Raw genomic sequence first — 17,654 nt, 5'->3', positions numbered from 1 at the left:
GGCTAGTCTCCGCGAGCCCCGAAAACGATCTCATCCCAGCTGGGAATGCTGGACCTCTTCGGTCGGGACGGCTGACGTTCTGCGGGGGCGTCAGGGTCTTTTGCGACCTCGGGGTCCTTTGTAACATCAGCGGCAGATTCGCCACGGGGGTTCTCCTGCGGTGACTCCGCGCGCGGAGTCTCGCCTCCCACCTGGGGCTGGGCATTCACGCTGCCGCCGAGCAGTTCGTCGAGCCCGGCGGGCTTGCGTGGCGTTAGCGATGTGACGGGTCGCAGCGGGCTGGCCACCACCGTAATTTCGCGGGTATCCGTGCTGACGCCATTGTGAAGTTTGAGCGAATCGTCGTCATCATCATGGGTGTCAAAGTGCCGGGGAGCCAGGCTCAGCCGGGAAAGCATCGATGGCCGCCCGTCCTTCCGCGCCGGTTCCTCGGCCACCGGTGCAGCTGGTTCGGCGTCCGCAATGACGAATTCTTCGGAGATCTCGTCAGCGTCGTCACCGGGGCGCGGGTGGGCTGCCGGAACGTTACTTAGCAGGACGGCCAAGGCGTCGTCGCCGTCCTCGTCTACCCCCAGGCGTTGGCCGCGGCGTGATCGGAGCATTTCCAGGAGGCTGTCCGATTCCTTCGCGGACGTGCGTGCAGCTGCCTCGGCGTCGCTCTCGAAATCGAATGGCCTGTCAGAGACAGCAGCAAGCCTTCGTGCGGGTACAGGACCGTCCAGAGGCTCGAGTTCACTGAGTTGCTGGGCCCACCGGTTGGCATTCTGCAGCGACTTGCGCTGGGGGCTGAAAGTCCACATGGCGGGAGGTTCCTCGCCGATGCTCCCGTGGGCGCCCGGTACTGTCTCGAACCGTGCAACCACCGTCCAGGAACCATCGGGGCGGCGCCAGGAGTCCCATTCGACCGTCGCGGTATCAATACCGTGGGCAGCAAGACGGTGATCCACCATGTCGCCGAGAGTGGCCGGGGTGTCACCGAAAGCCGAGCGATAGATGTCATGGCCGGGGGCAGGGGAAGCGACCTCGATGTTGCGGGCCTGCCGCACCACGTACTCACGCTCTGCCAGCACAGGGCCTTCGTAGCGCTGGACGTTGGCCAACGGAAGGCCGGAAAGCTCGGCAACTTCAGCCGCAGTGGCTCCGCTTCGAATTCTGGACTGGATGTCCCGCGGGGACATGGCAATCGGAGTATTGGAGGCACGCGCAGCCACTTGGGCGGGGGTCCGGCTCGCTGCAGCCCGGAGGGCCTCGTCGATCGGAAGCTGGAACATCGCACCACCGGGACCGCTGAGGAGCAGATGCCCGCCGTCGTCGTGGACGCCTACCAGTCGTAGATCCTGCATAACACCCTCCACCACATGGCATAACTGACATTCGAAACTCTGCCACCCGCCGGGGCCTTTTCCTACTAGGACAGAGGGCGTGCCGTGATTTTCCGGTGAAACCTTCCGAATATCGGGGTTTCCGGTCCAGGACAGTGTCTATGGACTTTCGTGGACGGGGGGAGGACAATCTGCCCGATATCGGGCACAAAACCGGTGCGTCCGGCGTTGCACCCATACACCGGCGGCGGGAGGTCCCGCCACGGCCGGCATTCCACCCGCAACAGGTACGGAGGACAAGGAAGGACCATGGCCACCGATTACGATGCCCCTCGGAAGACCGAGGAAGATGTCAGCGAGGATTCCCTGGAGGAGCTCAAGACGCGCCAGTCGGGGAAGCAATCCTCCGCGGTGGACGTCGATGAAACCGAGCTCGCCGATGGCTTCGAATTGCCGGGAGCCGACCTCTCAGGAGAGGAACTCCTGATTCAGGTCATGCCGCCCCAGGCGGACGAATTCACGTGTTTCAACTGCTTCCTGGTCAAACACAGGTCCCAGATCGCTGCCGAGAGGGGTGGGCACCTGTACTGCACCGAGTGCGAGAGCTAAAAGACAGGACAAGCCGTGTGGCTGGTAGCTGTCATTTTCGCGGTGCCGTCAGCGCCGAAACGAGCTCATCCGGCCTCCGGGACGACGCCAGCCAGTAAGGTGTCCGGTCCGCCGGGTCCGTGATCTCGATCTTGACCACAGGGTCGATCCAACCCCGGAAGCACATATATGCCAGCCCATTGAGGCGGGGGCCTCGTTCTGCCGTGGCTTCCGCTTTCTTGAATGCCTGGACCGAACCCACAAACTTGCGGTCGATACTCGCCCGGCCCACACGAACGGTGTCAGGTGTGACGGTGATGGTGGGAGTGGAAAGCACCAACATGATGGTCATGATTGCCAGCAAGACGAGGGCGGCGATGATGCCAGTGGCGGCGCTGATGGGACCAAACATGAGGACGCCGGCGCCCGACAGGCCAACAACCACAATCCATATCCACACGGACGGCCACAGTTTCTCCGTGTACAGGACCTCCGAGGACGAGGGGGAGTTCCGGGCAGGCACAGGGACGGACTGGTCAGGCGTAGGCATGGGTCCAGCTTATCCGGCGATGGACTGCCGCTGCGTCCATGTCCGGTGATCACGTGGGCTGGGAGGTAGGGCACAGGAGATGCCACTCACCGTAGAATGGTCCACTGTGAGCAACGAGACCGCAGTATTCAGTACAGACGAAGCCCCCGCGAAAGCGGACAGCAGCACCCCCGCGGACAGCAGCACCCCCGCAGGATACGGAGCCCCCACATTGGACGTGCAGTTGAAAATGCTCGACGCCGGGTTGGAAGCACCCTCGTATGCGCACCCTGGCGATGCCGGCGCCGACCTCCGTGCCCGTGAGGATGTCTACCTCGCCCCGGGCGAGCGGAAGCTTGTTCCCACTGGTGTTTCCATTGCGCTGCCCCACGGATTCGTGGCCCTCATCCACCCGCGCTCGGGCCTGGCCACCAAGCACGGGCTGACCGTCGTGAACGCCCCCGGGACGGTGGATGCCGGTTACCGCGGCGAAATCGCGGTCACGCTGCTCAACACTGACCAAAACCATGCCATCGACCTCAAGCGCGGCGATAGAATTGCACAGATGGTGATTCAGCGCGTTGAATACGCGCGGTTCGTGCCGGTAGACCAATTGACTGATTCCGTCCGAGGAACCGGCGGCTTCGGTTCCACCGGCGGCTTCAACGCACCGAAGGCCTGAGCAGACCACTCAATCGGCGTGCGTTGCAGACCGGGACTTGGCTCATTGGTTTGGTTTACGTGGTTGAACGTGGTTGCGGTTTACTTGGGGATAGACCACTACTAAGGAGAAAACCCAATGCTTTTTGGGCGCGGCAAGAAGTCCAAGGACGAGCGGTCGGAGACCGCCGGTACCGTCGACGAATCCGGTACCGAGGCGCAGAGCCCTGAACCGGACGGGGTGGGCACGCGAGGCGACTTCCGGCTGGGTAAAGGCCCCCTGGACGTAGATGAGATTGAAAGCCACGATGGCTACGTTGATCTTGGCGCGCTGCTGATCGCGCCGGCAGAAGGTCTTCAGCTAAGGCTCGAGGTGGAAGAAGCCACCCAGCGCGTGGTCGCTGTGACATTGGACCTTGCCGGATCCAGCCTCCAGCTCCAAGCCTTCGCGGCTCCCCGTTCCGAGGGGCTGTGGGAGGAGATTCGGGAACAGATCAACCAGTCTGTGGCCAGCCAGGGTGGTGAAACCGAGGAAATTACCGGAACGTTCGGCACGGAGCTCGTGGCCAAACTCCCCGCAGAAGCCGCTGATGGCAGCCGCGGATTCCGGGCAGCCCGCTTCATGGGCGTGGACGGACCCCGCTGGTTCCTCCGTGGCGTCCTCGGCGGGGAAGCGGCGTTGGACCGCGACGCCGCAGCCGGGTTGGAAGAGCTCTTCCGCCGAGTGGTGGTGGTTCGCGGTGACAACCCGATGCCGCCGCGCGAGTTGCTGCAGCTCCGCCTGCCCAAGGACGCAGCTGTGCCAGGACAGGCCGGTACTCCCCAGAATGCTCCCGAGTTGCAGCAGCCGGAGCGGGGCCCGGAGATCACCCAGATTGGCTGATTCCCCGGGTCTTGGCGGATTCGCCGACCAGCAGCCCCACAGGCAGGGAGTGCGCGACCTTCCTGCCCGGGGTAGGGCCGTGTGCACCGGATTCATTGAATCGGTGACGCACCAACCACCCAGCGAACAGCCTTTCTTTTCAGCTGTGGTGGTGGACGCCCTGCGGCCCGGAGCCCGCTCGGCCGTGTCCCCTGGAGGGACTGGAAAGCCCAACGACCGCCTCCGGGTGATCTGGTTGGGCCGAACCCGTGTTCCGGGAATTGAAGCCGGAGTGCGGCTTCGACTCAAGGGCATGGTGACACGGGTGGACGGTCTCCCGGCCATGTTCAATCCACGCTACGAAATACTTTCCCGTCAGGAGCATCTATGACCCCGGCCAACGGTTCGGAACCGAAGGACACCGTGCGGCCGACGCCGCACGATGACGAGGCACCGTTGTCGGATGCCGCCAAAGCCGGCGTGGAAGGGCCCAGCATGTCGGATCTCGCTGCCGGATACGCCGAAAAGGCCGGGCTTCACCGGAACAGCGCGGGCCACGTCGACATGCTGAAATCCGCGGGTGGAGTTCAGGGCATCGCCGAGAGCATCATCCCCGGCCTGGTCTTCCTGGTGGCGTTCACCATCACCCGTGACCTGACGCCGTCGCTGATCGCGGCCTTGGCTGCCGCAGCCGTGTTCACGGTTGTTCGCCTGATCCAGCGACGTCCCCTGACGCAGGCGCTTGCCGGTGTGGTCGGCGTCGGAATTTCCGCCTGGTTGGCCAATACCACCGGAAAGGCGGAGGACTTCTACGTCCTGGGCTTCTTCACCAACATCGCCTACATCGCAGCCATGGTCCTCTCCATCGCGCTCAAATGGCCGGTGGCAGGCCTGCTCTTTGGTTTCGTTCGTAACGAGGGACTGGAGTGGCGAAAGGATCCCGAACGCCTGAAGGCCTACAAACTCGGTACCTGGATCGTCGTGGCTGTCCTGGCGCTCCGGTTGGTGGTGCAGGTGCCGCTGTACTTCATGGGGGAGGGCGGCCTGACAGCGTTGGCCACCACCAGGCTTCTCATGGGTGCCCCGCTCTACATCCTTGGCCTGTGGGTGGCTTGGCTGGTCACCAAGCCCGCGCCTCAGCCGTCGAAGCCGTCGTCCGCGGTCTGATCGGTTACTTCGGGGCCGCCTTCCCGGGGTTCCTGCCCGTCAGCGGATCCCGGTGACAGCAGCGCTCGCAGACCGTCCTCTGCGGCTATGGTGGTGACGAAGAACAGCTCGTCGCCGCCGTCCAGGACGTCGTCTCGGGTGGGTGTGATGGGGGCTTGGTCGCGAAGAATGGCCACCAGTGTTGCATCCTCCGGCCATTCGATCCCTCCCACCGTGCTGCCAATGATGTGCGAGTCGTGCGGGACGGTGAATTCGACGATCGAGGCCACACCGGTCTGAAGGGTCAGCAAACGGACAATGTCGCCGATCTCCACGGCCTCTTCCACCAGGGCTGTCATGAGCTGCGGCGTGTTGACCGCGACGTCGACGCCCCAGGAATCGTTGAACATCCAGTCATTCTTGGGGTTATTGACACGGCCAACGGTTCGCCCCACGCCGAATTCAGTCTTGGCGAGCAGCGACACGACAAGATTGACTTTGTCGTCGCCCGTGGCGGAAACCACGACGTCGGCATCCTCAAGTTTGGCGTCCTGCAGGGTGCTCAGTTCGCAGGCATCGCCCACCAGCCAGCGGGCACCACGCAGTCCACTGCGACCGATGACCTCAGGTTTGAGGTCTATCAGCAGGATCTGGTGGTTGTGGGCGAGGAGCTCACGGGCAATGGACGAGCCGACGCTTCCTGCGCCAACGATGACAACTTTCACTAAGACTCCTTGGCGGGTGCTTTGGCGAGGATCCGGCTGGTTTCGGATGCCCTGTCCAGGCTCACCATCGCGTGGACGGTGTCGCCTTCCTGGTAGGCCGTGCCTGTCTGGGGCAGCAGGCCCTCGCCGAACCGGGTGAGGAAGGCGATGCGGATTCCCGAGGCGGCCTCGATGGAGTTGAGGCTGTGTCCAATCCAGTCCGGGTGCAGATCCACTTCAGCCAGGACCAGGCGTCCTGAGGGCTCGCGGTAATCCCCGGCCAGGTGTTGCTCGGGAAGAATACGGCGTAGAACCTGGTCGGCGCTCCATCGCACGGCCGCAACCGTGGGGATACCGAGGCGCTGGTAGATTTCGGCGCGGCCGGGATCGTAGATGCGGGCAACGACGTGGGCAACGTGGAACGTCTCGCGGGCCACTCGGGTAGCCAGGATATTCGAATTGTCTCCACTGGAAACGGCGGCAAAAGCGTAGGCCTCTTCGACACCGGCCTGCTTCAAGGTGTCCCGGTCGAAGCCGACGCCGGTGACCTTGCGCCCGGTGAACGTGTTGCGGAGCCGGCGGAAAGCCCGCTCATCCTGGTCGATGATGGCCACCGAATGGCCTGCATCCTCCAGAGTGTGTGCAAGGGTCGCGCCGACGCGGCCGCAACCCATGATCACGAAGTGAGCCACCATGTCTCCTAATGTGTGTTGTCCCTGCCGCTCGGTATGACTTTACCGTTGCGTCGTGCGTAAGCCCGCGACCGCCGTCATGACATCGCTGGTGATTCAGAGTAGCTTTGCGGAGTGCTGACAATTCTGAATGCCGCAAAGCGGGTGTTGGTGGGCCGGCCTGTCCGGAATGACCGCCTGTCCCACACCTTGTTGCCCAAACGCATCGCTTTGCCGATCTTCGCCTCGGATGCCTTGTCCTCGGTGGCATATGCCCCCGATGAAATCCTCCTGACGCTGGCCCTGGCAGGCGTCAGCGCCGTGGCGTTTTCACCGCTGGTTGGGCTGGCGGTCATGGTGGTTTTGCTCACAGTCGTGGCGTCCTACCGCCAAAACGTCCATGCGTATCCGTCCGGGGGCGGCGACTATGAAATTGCGAACGTCAACCTCGGCAAGTACGCCGGACTCACCGTCGCTTCCGCCCTGCTGGTGGATTATGTGCTGACCGTGGCGGTGTCCATGTCGTCGGCGGCTACCTACCTGACCACCGCCATCCCGTCGCTTCATGGACAACAGGCGCTGATCGCCACGATTGGTGTCGTCATCCTCGCGTTGGTGAACCTCCGTGGTGTCAAGGAAGCCGGGACACTCTTCGCCGTCCCCACCTACATCTTCATGGCTTCCATCCTCGGCATGACCGCGGTAGGTATTTTCCAGGCCATCACGGGCCAGCTGGGGGAAGCGCCCTCGGCGAACTTCACCATTGTTCCCGAACCCGGCTTCGATGAAGGACTGGTGGGCTTGGCTGGCGCATTCCTGCTGTTGCGGGCGTTCTCCTCTGGCGCCGCAGCCCTGACAGGGGTGGAAGCCATCAGTAACGGCGTGCCGAATTTCCGGAAACCGAAAAGCAAGAATGCCGCTACCACGCTTTTGCTCCTGGGTGTCATTGCGGCATCCATGCTTGCCGGAATCCTGTACCTGGCCAACGCCACCAAGGTGCACATTGTCCTGGATCCCGCCAGGGAGTTCCTGGTGGATGGCAAACCGCTTCCTGAGGGCTACATCCAGACCCCTGCGATCAGCCAGATAGCCGACACCATTTTCGGCTCCGGCTCCATCCTCTTCTATGTCGTCGTCGCAGCAACGGGCGTCATCCTGGTTTTTGCCTCCAACACGGCCTTCAATGGTTTCCCGGTGCTGGGTTCCATCCTCGCCCAGGACGGCTACCTTCCACGCCAGCTCCGCACGCGGGGTGACAGGCTGGCGTTCAGTAACGGCGTCCTCGCCCTTGCGGCCGGCGCGCTGGTCTTGATCCTGGCGTTCAACGCCGACGTCACCAAACTGATCCAGCTGTACATTGTGGGCGTCTTCATTTCGTTTACGGCCAGCCAACTCGGCATGATCCGGCATTGGGGCCGGGAACTGAAGCTGGCCAAGGACAAAGCTGTCCGCCGCCGGATCTTCAAGTCGCGCACCATCAACATGCTGGGGTTCGGCATGACGGCCTTGGTGCTTGTCATTGTCCTGATCACCAAGTTTGAGCAAGGTGCCTGGATTGCACTCCTCGCCATGTTCGTCTTGTTCCTGATCATGTGGAGCATCCGCGCACACTATGACAACGTGGCGAAGGAACTTGCCGTGGATGAAGACTCGTCACCGCGTGCCCTCCCCACACGGGTCCACGCTGTGCTCCTCGTCTCCCACGTCCGCAAGCCGGTCCTTCGGGCCCTGGCTTATGCACGGGCTTCGCGGCCATCGCGCCTGGATGCTGTGACCGTGGACATTAACACCGAAGAGACTGAACACACTGTCAGGGACTGGGAGAAACTGGAGATTCCCGTCCCACTGACCGTGTTGGCCAGCCCCTACCGTGAGACCGTGACCCCCATCATGGACTACATCAAGAACATGCGCCGTGACTCACCGCGGGACTTGATAGTGGTGTACATCCCCGAATACGTGGTGGGCAAGTGGTGGGAACAATTGGTCCATAACCAGACCGCACTCCGAATCAAGACCCGGCTCCATTTCGAGCCCGGCGTCATGGTTGCCAGCGTTCCGTGGCAGCTGAAGTCGTCCGAAGAAGCAAAGGCACTGCAGGATACCCAATGACCTCCCACAGCAATTCCTCCCCAACCGAACACAGCGAAGGTCAGGGCATCAATGGCACTGAAATCGTCGTGGACGTGGGGCCCATCGCCCACGGTGGGCACTTCGTCGCCCGCCACGAAGGCCGCGTCATCTTCGTCCGCCATGCCATCCCGGGCGAGAAGGTTCGTGTCCGACTGACCGACTCAGGCGACTCATCGCGCTTCTGGCGCGCCGACGTCGTCGAGGTCCTGGAAGCTTCTCCGGACCGCGTGGCGCACTTCTGGAAGCTGGCGGACTCGCTGGGCTCCTGGAAGCGGGGCGGTCCGCCGGTGGGCGGCGCCGAACTGGGCCACATATCACTTCAGCGGCAGCGGGCCCTGAAGGCCGACGTCCTGGCCGAACAGCTCAAGCGGCTGGCCGGATTGGACCTCGCCACTGAGGTGGAAGCCGTGGGTGACAACCACGACGGCGGACTGGGCTGGCGTACTCGCGCCAGTTTCGCGGTCACCACCAAAGGGCGGTTGGGCATGCATGCCCACCGCTCGGACGTAGTGGTTCCTGTCAAGGAAATGCCCTTGGCGGTCCAGGGGATCAACGAGCTCCGGCTGTGGGACCTTGACCTGTCGGGCATCGCCCGCGTGGAAGTCGCTGTTCCCTCCAACGGTTCCCGGCCCTTGGTGCTGCTGGCGCCGGAGGAAGGCACCAGCCCCAAGCGGCTGCACAGCATCCTGGCGCAACTGCCGCATGACATTTCGGTGGCGAGCTTCGACCCCAGCAAGGGCGAGGTCCTGCAGTTGCGGGGGAGGACCTGGGTGCAGGAGACGGCCGCAGGCCATGAATACCGCGTCACGGGGGAAGGCTTCTGGCAAATCCATAAGGATGCGCCCAACACGCTGGTAGGCGCCGTAACGGACTTCCTTTCCGGAGGTGGGTACTTGCAGCCGGGCGCCGCAGTTGCCGACCTGTACGCCGGTGCAGGCCTCTTTACGGCCCCCTTGGCCGATGCGGTGGGAGTCACAGGGTCGGTGCTTTCCGTTGAAGGCGCACCCGGAACCAGCCGCGACGCCCGAAAGAACCTCCATGGCGAACCACAGGTGGAAATCGTCCAAGGACGCGTCGAACGCGTGCTGCATCAGCGAGCCCGCAGCTTCGATTCAGTGGTCTTGGACCCACCTCGTGCCGGCGCAGGCAAGGCTGTGGTCAAGCAGTTGATGGCAACCGGGCCCCGCGCAATTGCGTATGTGTCCTGCGACCCCGCCTCGTTCGCGCGTGATCTGGGTTACTTCCATCAGGGCGGGTGGCGCTTGGAGTCGCTGCGGGCTTTTGATCTGTATCCCAATACCCATCACTTGGAAACCGTGGGCCTCATCGTCCCGGCAGCATAACCGCGACCTCGCCCGCCCGCCGCGGTGCAGCGGGTGGGACCGCGGGTTTCGGAGCTTACGCCACGGCAGTGCCGCAATGGAGATGTATGCCACTACGATGGCTGTAGTAGTCCCGCCCCGCGCAGTTCCGCGCCGCGGACAGGGGTGACCAAGAGAGATGTGCCGCCCGGCTAAGTAAGGTGCGCCTAACTGGCTAGCGGCCAACCACGCGACAAAGATGAAACTGTTGCGAGAGGAGTCCTGCCATGAGCACTGTGGACAGCTTCGGTTCCAAAGGCGTACTGAATGTAGCCGGCACCGATTATGAAATTTTCCGGTTGAACTCCGTAGAAGGCGCAGACAGCCTTCCGTTCAGCCTTAAGGTATTGCTTGAAAACCTCCTGCGGACTGAGGATGGCGCCAATATTACGGCGGACCATGTCCGCGCCCTGGCCGGTTGGGATCCCAATGCGGAGCCCGACACGGAAATCCAGTTCACCCCGGCACGAGTCATCATGCAGGACTTCACTGGCGTGCCCTGCGTCGTTGACCTCGCCACCATGCGCGAAGCCGTTAAGGAACTCGGCGGTGACCCCAAGCGCGTCAACCCGTTGGCGCCTGCAGAAATGGTCATTGACCACTCCGTCCAGATTGACGCCTTCGGTAACTCCGGCGCACTGGAGCGCAACATGGAGATCGAGTACCAGCGCAATGGTGAGCGCTACCAGTTCCTTCGCTGGGGCCAGACGGCCTTCGACGACTTCAAGGTTGTTCCCCCGGGAACCGGCATCGTCCACCAGGTCAACATTGAGTACCTGGCACGGACCGTCATGACCCGCGAAATCGACGGCGTTCTGCGTGCCTACCCCGACACCTGCGTTGGCACCGACTCCCACACCACCATGGTCAACGGCCTGGGCATCCTGGGCTGGGGCGTTGGCGGTATCGAAGCTGAGGCAGCAATGCTCGGCCAGCCCGTCTCCATGCTGATTCCCCGCGTTGTTGGCTTCAAGCTCAACGGCAGCATCCCGGCCGGAGCCACCGCTACCGACGTCGTTCTGACCATCACCGAAATGCTGCGCAAGCACGGTGTCGTTGGCAAGTTCGTTGAGTTCTACGGCGAAGGCGTTGCAGCCGTGCCGCTGGCCAACCGCGCCACCATTGGCAACATGAGCCCGGAATTCGGTTCCACGGCTGCCATGTTCCCGATCGACGATGTCACCTTGGACTACCTGCGCCTCACCGGCCGCTCCGAAGCAAATGTCGCCCTCGTGGAGGCATACACCAAGGAACAGGGCCTCTGGCACGATCCCTCCCGCGAACTGCGCTTCTCCGAGTTCCTGGAATTGGACCTGTCCACGGTCGTTCCGTCCATCTCGGGCCCGAAGCGTCCGCAGGACCGCATCGAGCTCACGGACGCCAAGGAACAGTTCCGCAAGGACATCCACAACTACGTCTCCATTGAAGACGGCAGTGTGGACGAGGCCCTGGATGAATCCTTCCCGGCATCCGATTCGCCGTCGTTCACGCACGCCGATTCGCACACCACGGAGACGGCACGCGTTGCATCCGCTGCGAACGGTGCGCACGGCCGCCCGTCCGCGCCTGTGCACGTCAAGACTGCCGATGGCCGCGAATTCGAACTGGACCACGGCGCTGTGTCGATCGCCTCGATCACCTCTTGCACCAACACGTCCAACCCGTCGGTCATGCTGGCTGCTGCCCTCCTGGCACGCAACGCCGTGGACAAGGGCCTGACGTCCAAGCCGTGGGTCAAGACCTCCGTGGCTCCTGGCTCCAAGGTTGTCACCGACTACTACGAGAAGTCCGGCCTGACCCCCTACCTGGAGAAGCTCGGCTTCTACATCGTGGGTTACGGTTGCGCCACCTGCATTGGCAACTCGGGTCCGCTTGAGCCGGAAATCTCCGAGGCCATCCAAGCCAACGACCTCTCTGTGACGGCTGTCCTGTCGGGTAACCGTAACTTCGAAGGCCGCATCAACCCGGACGTCAAGATGAACTACCTGGCTTCGCCGCCGCTGGTCATCGCCTACGCCCTGGCCGGTTCCATGGACTTCGACTTCGAGACTGACGCCCTGGGCACGGACTCCGAAGGCAACGAGGTCTTCCTCAAGGACATCTGGCCGAACCCGACCGAGGTGCAGGAAGTCATTGATTCCTCCATCGACGAGGCCATGTTCGCCAAGGGTTACGAAGGCGTCTTCGACGGCGACGACCGCTGGAAGGCGCTCGACACGCCCGCCGGTGACACCTTTGCTTGGGCCGAGGACTCCACCTACGTGCGGAAGCCCCCGTACTTCGAGGGCATGAAGGCGCAGCCGGATCCCGTCAAGGACATCGCGGGTGCCCGCGTGCTCCTGAAGCTTGGCGATTCCGTCACCACGGACCACATCTCCCCGGCCGGCTCCTTCAAGTCGGACACCCCCGCCGGCCAGTACCTGCTGGCCAACGGTGTGGAGCGCAAGGACTTCAACTCCTACGGCTCACGCCGTGGCAACCACGAAGTCATGATCCGCGGTACCTTCGCCAACATCCGCATCAAGAACCAGCTCCTGGACGGCGTCGAAGGTGGCTTCACCCGCGACTTCAGCCAGGAAGGCGCACCGCAGGCCTACGTCTACGACGCCGCCCAGAACTACCAGGCGGCCGGAACGCCGCTGGTTGTCCTGGCAGGCAAGGAATACGGCTCGGGTTCATCGCGTGACTGGGCGGCCAAGGGCACCGCGCTCTTGGGCGTCAAGGCGGTTGTTGCTGAAAGCTACGAGCGTATCCACCGCTCCAACCTGATCGGCATGGGCGTGCTTCCGCTGCAGTTCCCTGCCGGCGAGTCGGCAGCAACGCTGGGCTTGACCGGTACGGAGACGTTCGCGGTTGAGGGCGTCACCGAGCTGAACAACGGCACCACACCGAAGACGCTCAAGGTGACAGCTACGGCAGAAGACGGAACGTCAAAGTCGTTCGACGCTGTCCTGCGTATCGATACTCCGGGTGAAGCGGACTACTACCGCAACGGTGGCATCCTGCAGTACGTACTGCGCCAGATCTCCGCGTAGCGAACCGGCTGGTTACCAGCTATTCCTAGCCAGACAGCCCCGGCTGGTCGCCCGACCAGCCGGGGCTGTTGGCGTCCGGAACACCGGCTCCCGGAGATCGGTGCCAAGGGCAAACGCGCGGGCCCCGGGCACGCGCTAAAGTTAACGAGCACGTCATTCACCCTAAGGAGGGCCGTTGGGACTTTTGGAAACCGTCAAGGATCCACAGGACCTGGCCAAACTGTCCGGCCAGGAGCTGGAACAACTGGCTGGAGAAATCAGGGAATTCCTGATCACCAACGTAGCCGCTACGGGTGGACACCTCGGTCCGAACCTGGGTGTCGTTGAGCTCACACTGGCTGTCCACCGGATCTTTGAGTCCCCGCGGGACAGCATCGTTTTCGATACCGGGCACCAGTCCTATGTGCACAAGCTCCTGACCGGCCGCCAGGACTTCAGCACGCTCCGCCAGCAGGGCGGACTGTCCGGTTATCCGGAACGGGCCGAGTCCGAGCATGACATTGTGGAGAGCTCGCACGCGTCATCGTCGCTTTCGTGGGCCGATGGCATTTCACGTGCCCGCCAGCTGACCGGCGAAGGCGACCGGTTCGTCGTCGCGGTTGTCGGGGACGGCGCCCTTACAGGCGGCATGACGTGGGAAGCAATCAACAACATTGCCGCTGACAAGCGGCGACGCGTGGTCATTGTTGTCAACGACAACGGGCGCTCGTATGCCCCTACCGTCGGTGGCCTTGCCGATTACCTTGCGTCCCTGCGACCCACCATCGACTCGCTGCGTACCGCCCCGGCGTACGAGGGAATGTTGGACTGGTGGAAGCGGAAGCTGCAGAATGGCGGCCCTGCAGGACAATTCACGTACAAGAGCCTCCATGCCATGAAAAAGGGCATCAAGGACTGGTGGGCACCTCAAGGGATGTTCGAAGACCTTGGCATGAAGTACATCGGGCCTGTGGACGGACACAACCTTCAGGCCATGGAGCATGCGCTGAATACAGCCAAAGCCTATGGCGGACCCGTGATCGTGCACGCGATGACGGAGAAGGGCCATGGCTACGCTCCGGCACTTGCCAATGAGGCCGACCAATTCCATGCGGTGGGAATCATCGACCCCGAAACGGGCGAGTCCACCGAAATGCCGGGTGCCAGGTCCTGGACCTCAGTGTTCGCCGAGGAGATCGCGGACATCGCGGACGAGCGTCCCGACATCGTAGGCATCACCGGCGCCATGCTCATTCCTGTGGGGCTGCATAAGTTCGCCGAGCGCCACCCGGAGCGTGTCATTGATGTTGGCATTGCCGAGCAGCACGCCCTCACTTCCGCTGCGGGCATGGCCTTCGGCGGCCTGCACCCGGTGGTGGCGGTTTATGCGACCTTCCTGAACCGCGCCTTTGACCAGCTCCTCATGGACGTGGCGTTGCACAAGGCCGGCGTTACGATCGTCCTGGATCGTGCCGGTGTGACCGGACCGGATGGTCCAAGCCACCACGGCATGTGGGACATGGCCATGGTCCAGATCGTGCCGGGACTCCACTTGGCCGCCCCTCGCGATGCCAGCCGGCTCCGCGAGGAACTGCGGGAGGCTGTCGCCATCAATGACGCCCCCACGGTGGTGAGGTTCTCCAAAGGCAGCGTGGGATCCGAGGTGGAGGCCATCGAGCGTCTCCACGACGGCGTGGACATCCTCGCCCGGCGCCCGGAGGGTTCCACAGAGAACGACGTCCTGATCGTCAGCGTGGGTGCCATGTCGGAGCTCGCACTCGATGTTGCCGCTCGCTTGGGCGCCCAAGGCATCAGTTCAACGGTGGTGGACCCCCGTTGGGTCCTTCCTGTCCGCAAATCCATCATTGCCCTCGCTGCACGCCACCGCTTGGTGATCTGCATTGAGGACGGCGTCAGGGCCGGCGGCGTAGGATCGCGAATTCGCCAGGAAATGCGCGCCGCAGGGGTAGACACTGCCCTCAACGAAGTAGGTCTGCCGGTGGAATTCCTGGTCCACGGTTCCCGCAGTCAAGTACTTGAGCGCGTAGGGCTCACCGCCCAGAAGATCACCCACGACGTCGTAGCCCAGGTTTTGGGCACGAAGGTCCCCTTTGCCAGGCCCCTCCCGGGCCAGGAGCACCCCACCACCGGCAGTCTGCCCACGTTGTGAGCGACGGTCGCGGTCCGGGCGCACTGCAGCCCGGCGATCTGGTTGTGGCGAGAAACAGGAAGTGGAACGGCACCGCGCATTGGGTTGTGCCCGGCACCTACCTCGGTGAAGACGTCCACGGCTGGTGGATCTTTCAGGGAGCAGGTGAGTTTTGTTCCCGTCCGGGGGCGGCCTTCTACACCGCCTCGGACGCGGTCCTGCTGGTCCCGCGAGCGGGGGAGTTCGTGGCCACGTTCTACGACGACTCGTATCCTGGCGACTTCCGGATTTACGTAGACCTCGCCACTGCCCACGCCTGGAACCCGATCAGACCGGGTGTCACTGAGTTCCACATGATCGACATGGACCTGGACGTCATCCGCTCCACCAGGCACGGGGTGTTCGTGGATGACGAAGACGAGTTCGATGATCACACGGTGGCCATGGGCTATCCACAACCAACGGTGGCCGCCATGCGGGCAGAATGCACGGCCCTTTTCGAAGCAGTGGACACCATGAAAGCACCATTCGACATCACCGGCCATAACAGCACCAGTGCTGAGTGGTTCAGGAAAGGACGAGCATGAGCGGCATTATCCGTACGTACAAGCGGGACGAAGAGGGAGTCCTTCACTTCCGGGAGGCCTGGTACGACGACGAAGACCAGCAGTTCGTGGTCAACCACGGCGTGGTTGGCCACCAGAGCAAGACTGATGAAACAGGCGTGGACGACGACTCCACGGTGGAAGGGCTGATGGATGCCTTTGCCGCCCAATGCGAAGAAGATGGATACGCCGAAATTCCCGAGTCCGAGCAGTTTTGGGTTGTTGCCCAGCTGGCCCTTAAGACCAAGGACGGTACCGAGCGGGATCGGCACCTTGAACGAAAGGCAAAGGCAGCCCTCACTGGTGAATTGGCGTGGCGGGGCCTCGGCATCGTGGATCGCTCCGAAATTGGCAATAGCCGCCTGAACATCTTCTGCCTTTGCCCGGACGTCAGCAAGGCAGTGAACGCCATCAAGATCTGCGTTCGTGGCGAGGACCTGGATTTCACCAAGCTCACCATCGCGGCAGCACCCCACAGCGATCCCACTGCGTTCAAGGTCAAGCACTCGCCCAAGCAGGGCGTGGGCTTTACTCTCTAAGTAGCACCCAACGCACCAGGAGGATCTCCATGCCGTCCAAGAGCAACTGGCCCGGCCATACGCCCCTCCCCAAGGGACTTGCTGCGCCGGCAAAGAGGGCGCTGGCCCACGAGGGGATCGAGACATTGGAGCAGTTGGCTGAGTTCGGTGAAGTGGAAGTGTCAAAGCTCCACGGAATGGGTCCGGCGGCCATTGCCCAACTGGAGGACGCTATGGAAGAGTCCGGAATCTCGTATGGGCCTCGGTAGCGTCGTGTGATCTTTTTGTTGCCTCAGGTGACAATCTGCCCGCAGGCGCGATATAGGCTGAATCCATGACTGAATACCGACGCCTTGGCCATTCCGGACTCACCGTCTCAGCTGTTGGGCTGGGCTGTAACAATCTGGGCCGCGCCAACACCCCTACAGAGTCCCAGGAAGGAACAGACGCTGTTGTCCATGCCGCCGTTGACGCCGGTGTGACCTTCTTCGACGTCGCCGATGTCTATGGTCGTGAGCCGGGCCTCAGCGAGGTCATGCTGGGGAAGGCACTCAAAGGTCGCCGCGACGACGTCGTGATCGGTACCAAGTTCGGCATGGACATGCGTGGCGTCAACGGTAACGATTTCGACGCCCGTGGCTCGCGTCGGTACATCGTGAAAGCGGTTGAAGCGTCGCTTCGCCGCTTGGATACGGAATGGATCGATCTCTATCAGTTCCACACCCCGGATCCGCGGACTCCCATCGAGAAGACGCTCTCCGCCCTGGATGACCTGGTGTCCAGCGGGAAGGTTCGCTACATCGGACATTCAAACTTCGCGGGCTGGCAGATCGCCGAGGCTGAGTATGTGGGACGACAAGGCGGTGGTGCACGGTTCATTTCGACCCAGAACCACTACAACCTCCTGGACCGTCGCGCTGAGCTGGAAGTACTTCCGGCCGCCGGGGCGTTCTCCCTGGGTGTCCTCCCGTACTTCCCCTTGGCCAATGGACTCCTCACTGGAAAGTACTCCGCTGGAAAGGCCCCGGAAGGCTCGCGGCTGAGCCACACCCGCACCAACTTGGTTCACGACGCCGACTGGGAGCAGCTGGGCCGCTTTGGCCAGTTCGCCAAGGAACGTGACATCAGCGAACTCCAGTTGGCTTTCTCCTGGTTGGCTGCGCAACCAGGTGTCAGCAGCGTCATCGCCGGTGCAACCCGCCCCGAGCAAATCCGTGAGAACGCCGAAGCAGTGTGCTGGGTGCCAACACAGGAGGACCGCGAGGAACTCGACGACATCTTCCCCCGCGCTCCGAAGGTGGCACTCTTCTAGGCAAGACGCAGGACGCAGGACGCAGGACGCAGGAGGGCCGTGGCTGGAGCAGGTGCTCCAGCCACGGCCCTCCTGCGTTA

Annotated in this window: 17 protein-coding genes; 13 read left to right on the top strand and 4 right to left on the bottom strand. The window is 62.9% G+C overall.

All coding sequences use genetic code 11. The features are described 5' to 3' along the window. Positions 1 to 2: 2 nt before the first annotated feature. Positions 3 to 1,343: a septation protein SepH gene (gene sepH, locus FQP90_RS18000; RefSeq protein ID WP_144652436.1), complete on the bottom strand. Its 1,341-nt coding sequence runs from the start codon at positions 1,341 to 1,343 to the stop codon at positions 3 to 5. Between the two features lie 288 nt (positions 1,344 to 1,631). On the opposite strand from sepH, the gene FQP90_RS17995 reads away from it, so the two are divergent. Further along, a complete protein-coding gene (locus FQP90_RS17995; RefSeq protein WP_144652435.1) occupies positions 1,632 to 1,931 on the top strand; it encodes a DUF4193 domain-containing protein in 300 nt (99 codons plus the stop codon). A 31-nt stretch (positions 1,932 to 1,962) separates the two neighbouring features. On the opposite strand, the gene FQP90_RS17990 is transcribed toward FQP90_RS17995, so the two are convergent. Continuing rightward, on the bottom strand, positions 1,963 to 2,460 hold the full coding sequence (locus FQP90_RS17990) for a DUF3093 domain-containing protein (RefSeq protein WP_167510517.1): 498 nt from the start codon (positions 2,458 to 2,460) through the stop codon (positions 1,963 to 1,965). 79 nt (positions 2,461 to 2,539) lie between these two features. Here FQP90_RS17990 and dut point away from each other — a divergent pair, with 79 nt between their 5' ends. From dut to FQP90_RS17970, 4 genes are all read left to right on the top strand, one after another. Further along, positions 2,540 to 3,121, top strand: coding sequence for a dUTP diphosphatase (gene dut, locus FQP90_RS17985; protein ID WP_144652434.1), 582 nt, complete (start codon positions 2,540 to 2,542; stop codon positions 3,119 to 3,121). A 117-nt stretch (positions 3,122 to 3,238) separates the two neighbouring features. After that, the gene (locus FQP90_RS17980) at positions 3,239 to 3,982 is read left to right on the top strand and encodes a DUF3710 domain-containing protein (RefSeq protein WP_144652433.1); all 744 of its coding nucleotides are present in this window, start codon (positions 3,239 to 3,241) and stop codon (positions 3,980 to 3,982) included. Between the two features lie 79 nt (positions 3,983 to 4,061). Continuing rightward, complete coding sequence (locus FQP90_RS17975; protein ID WP_244296834.1) at positions 4,062 to 4,352, top strand: hypothetical protein; 291 nt, start codon at positions 4,062 to 4,064, stop codon at positions 4,350 to 4,352. Beyond that, positions 4,349 to 5,128: a DUF3159 domain-containing protein gene (locus FQP90_RS17970; RefSeq protein WP_144652432.1), complete on the top strand. Its 780-nt coding sequence runs from the start codon at positions 4,349 to 4,351 to the stop codon at positions 5,126 to 5,128. The genes FQP90_RS17975 and FQP90_RS17970 overlap by 4 nt, the downstream gene beginning before the upstream one ends. Here FQP90_RS17970 and FQP90_RS17965 read toward each other — a convergent pair. Both FQP90_RS17965 and FQP90_RS17960 read right to left on the bottom strand, forming a co-directional pair. Beyond that, the gene (locus FQP90_RS17965; protein ID WP_144652431.1) at positions 5,098 to 5,832 is read right to left on the bottom strand and encodes a potassium channel family protein; all 735 of its coding nucleotides are present in this window, start codon (positions 5,830 to 5,832) and stop codon (positions 5,098 to 5,100) included. The two genes, FQP90_RS17970 and FQP90_RS17965, sit on opposite strands and share 31 nt — an antisense overlap. After that, on the bottom strand, positions 5,832 to 6,503 hold the full coding sequence (locus FQP90_RS17960; protein ID WP_144652466.1) for a potassium channel family protein: 672 nt from the start codon (positions 6,501 to 6,503) through the stop codon (positions 5,832 to 5,834). Before FQP90_RS17960 ends, FQP90_RS17965 begins: the two co-directional genes overlap by 1 nt. 114 nt (positions 6,504 to 6,617) lie before the next feature. Between FQP90_RS17960 and FQP90_RS17955 the strand changes: the two genes are divergently transcribed. From FQP90_RS17955 to FQP90_RS17920, 8 genes are all read left to right on the top strand, one after another. After that, positions 6,618 to 8,594 carry an APC family permease gene (locus tag FQP90_RS17955; RefSeq protein WP_144652430.1) on the top strand — a complete coding sequence of 659 codons (1,977 nt, stop codon included), beginning with the start codon at positions 6,618 to 6,620 and terminating at the stop codon, positions 8,592 to 8,594. Beyond that, positions 8,591 to 9,958 (top strand): class I SAM-dependent RNA methyltransferase, encoded by a 1,368-nt coding sequence (locus FQP90_RS17950; protein ID WP_144652429.1) that lies wholly within the window; start codon positions 8,591 to 8,593, stop codon positions 9,956 to 9,958. The genes FQP90_RS17955 and FQP90_RS17950 overlap by 4 nt, the downstream gene beginning before the upstream one ends. 245 nt (positions 9,959 to 10,203) lie before the next feature. Next, positions 10,204 to 13,011 (top strand): aconitate hydratase AcnA, encoded by a 2,808-nt coding sequence (gene acnA / locus FQP90_RS17945; protein WP_144652428.1) that lies wholly within the window; start codon positions 10,204 to 10,206, stop codon positions 13,009 to 13,011. A gap of 175 nt (positions 13,012 to 13,186) precedes the next feature. Next, positions 13,187 to 15,160, top strand: a complete 1,974-nt coding sequence (dxs, locus tag FQP90_RS17940; RefSeq protein ID WP_144652427.1) for a 1-deoxy-D-xylulose-5-phosphate synthase — start codon at positions 13,187 to 13,189, stop codon at positions 15,158 to 15,160. Further along, positions 15,157 to 15,726: a DUF402 domain-containing protein gene (locus FQP90_RS17935; protein ID WP_144652426.1), complete on the top strand. Its 570-nt coding sequence runs from the start codon at positions 15,157 to 15,159 to the stop codon at positions 15,724 to 15,726. The genes dxs and FQP90_RS17935 overlap by 4 nt, the downstream gene beginning before the upstream one ends. Beyond that, positions 15,723 to 16,283 (top strand): hypothetical protein, encoded by a 561-nt coding sequence (locus FQP90_RS17930; RefSeq protein ID WP_144652425.1) that lies wholly within the window; start codon positions 15,723 to 15,725, stop codon positions 16,281 to 16,283. Before FQP90_RS17935 ends, FQP90_RS17930 begins: the two co-directional genes overlap by 4 nt. Positions 16,284 to 16,312: 29 nt before the next feature. Next, positions 16,313 to 16,531 carry a hypothetical protein gene (locus tag FQP90_RS17925; RefSeq protein WP_144652424.1) on the top strand — a complete coding sequence of 73 codons (219 nt, stop codon included), beginning with the start codon at positions 16,313 to 16,315 and terminating at the stop codon, positions 16,529 to 16,531. Positions 16,532 to 16,596: 65 nt separating this feature from the next. Further along, a complete protein-coding gene (locus FQP90_RS17920) occupies positions 16,597 to 17,574 on the top strand; it encodes an aldo/keto reductase (RefSeq protein ID WP_144652423.1) in 978 nt (325 codons plus the stop codon). Positions 17,575 to 17,654 lie beyond the last annotated feature (80 nt).

The sequence above is a fragment of the Paenarthrobacter nitroguajacolicus genome (assembly GCF_007786235.1).
GTDB classification, from domain to species: domain Bacteria; phylum Actinomycetota; class Actinomycetes; order Actinomycetales; family Micrococcaceae; genus Arthrobacter; species Arthrobacter nitroguajacolicus_A.
This window is presented reverse-complemented; position numbering and strand designations above follow the sequence as displayed.

Bases quoted from the DNA above. Each gene is read 5' to 3' on its own strand.
- FQP90_RS17925 (WP_144652424.1), top strand. From the start codon at position 16,313: ATGCCGTCCAAGAGCAACTGGCCCGGCCATACGCCCCTCCCCAAGGGA.
- dut (WP_144652434.1), top strand. From the start codon at position 2,540: ATGCCACTCACCGTAGAATGGTCCACTGTGAGCAACGAGACCGCAGTA.
- FQP90_RS17950 (WP_144652429.1), top strand. From the start codon at position 8,591: ATGACCTCCCACAGCAATTCCTCCCCAACCGAACACAGCGAAGGTCAG.
- acnA (WP_144652428.1), top strand. From the start codon at position 10,204: ATGAGCACTGTGGACAGCTTCGGTTCCAAAGGCGTACTGAATGTAGCC.
- FQP90_RS17980 (WP_144652433.1), top strand. From the start codon at position 3,239: ATGCTTTTTGGGCGCGGCAAGAAGTCCAAGGACGAGCGGTCGGAGACC.
- FQP90_RS17970 (WP_144652432.1), top strand. From the start codon at position 4,349: ATGACCCCGGCCAACGGTTCGGAACCGAAGGACACCGTGCGGCCGACG.
- FQP90_RS17995 (WP_144652435.1), top strand. From the start codon at position 1,632: ATGGCCACCGATTACGATGCCCCTCGGAAGACCGAGGAAGATGTCAGC.
- FQP90_RS17920 (WP_144652423.1), top strand. From the start codon at position 16,597: ATGACTGAATACCGACGCCTTGGCCATTCCGGACTCACCGTCTCAGCT.
- FQP90_RS17930 (WP_144652425.1), top strand. From the start codon at position 15,723: ATGAGCGGCATTATCCGTACGTACAAGCGGGACGAAGAGGGAGTCCTT.
- sepH (WP_144652436.1), bottom strand. From the start codon at position 1,343: ATGCAGGATCTACGACTGGTAGGCGTCCACGACGACGGCGGGCATCTG.
- FQP90_RS17990 (WP_167510517.1), bottom strand. From the start codon at position 2,460: ATGCCTACGCCTGACCAGTCCGTCCCTGTGCCTGCCCGGAACTCCCCC.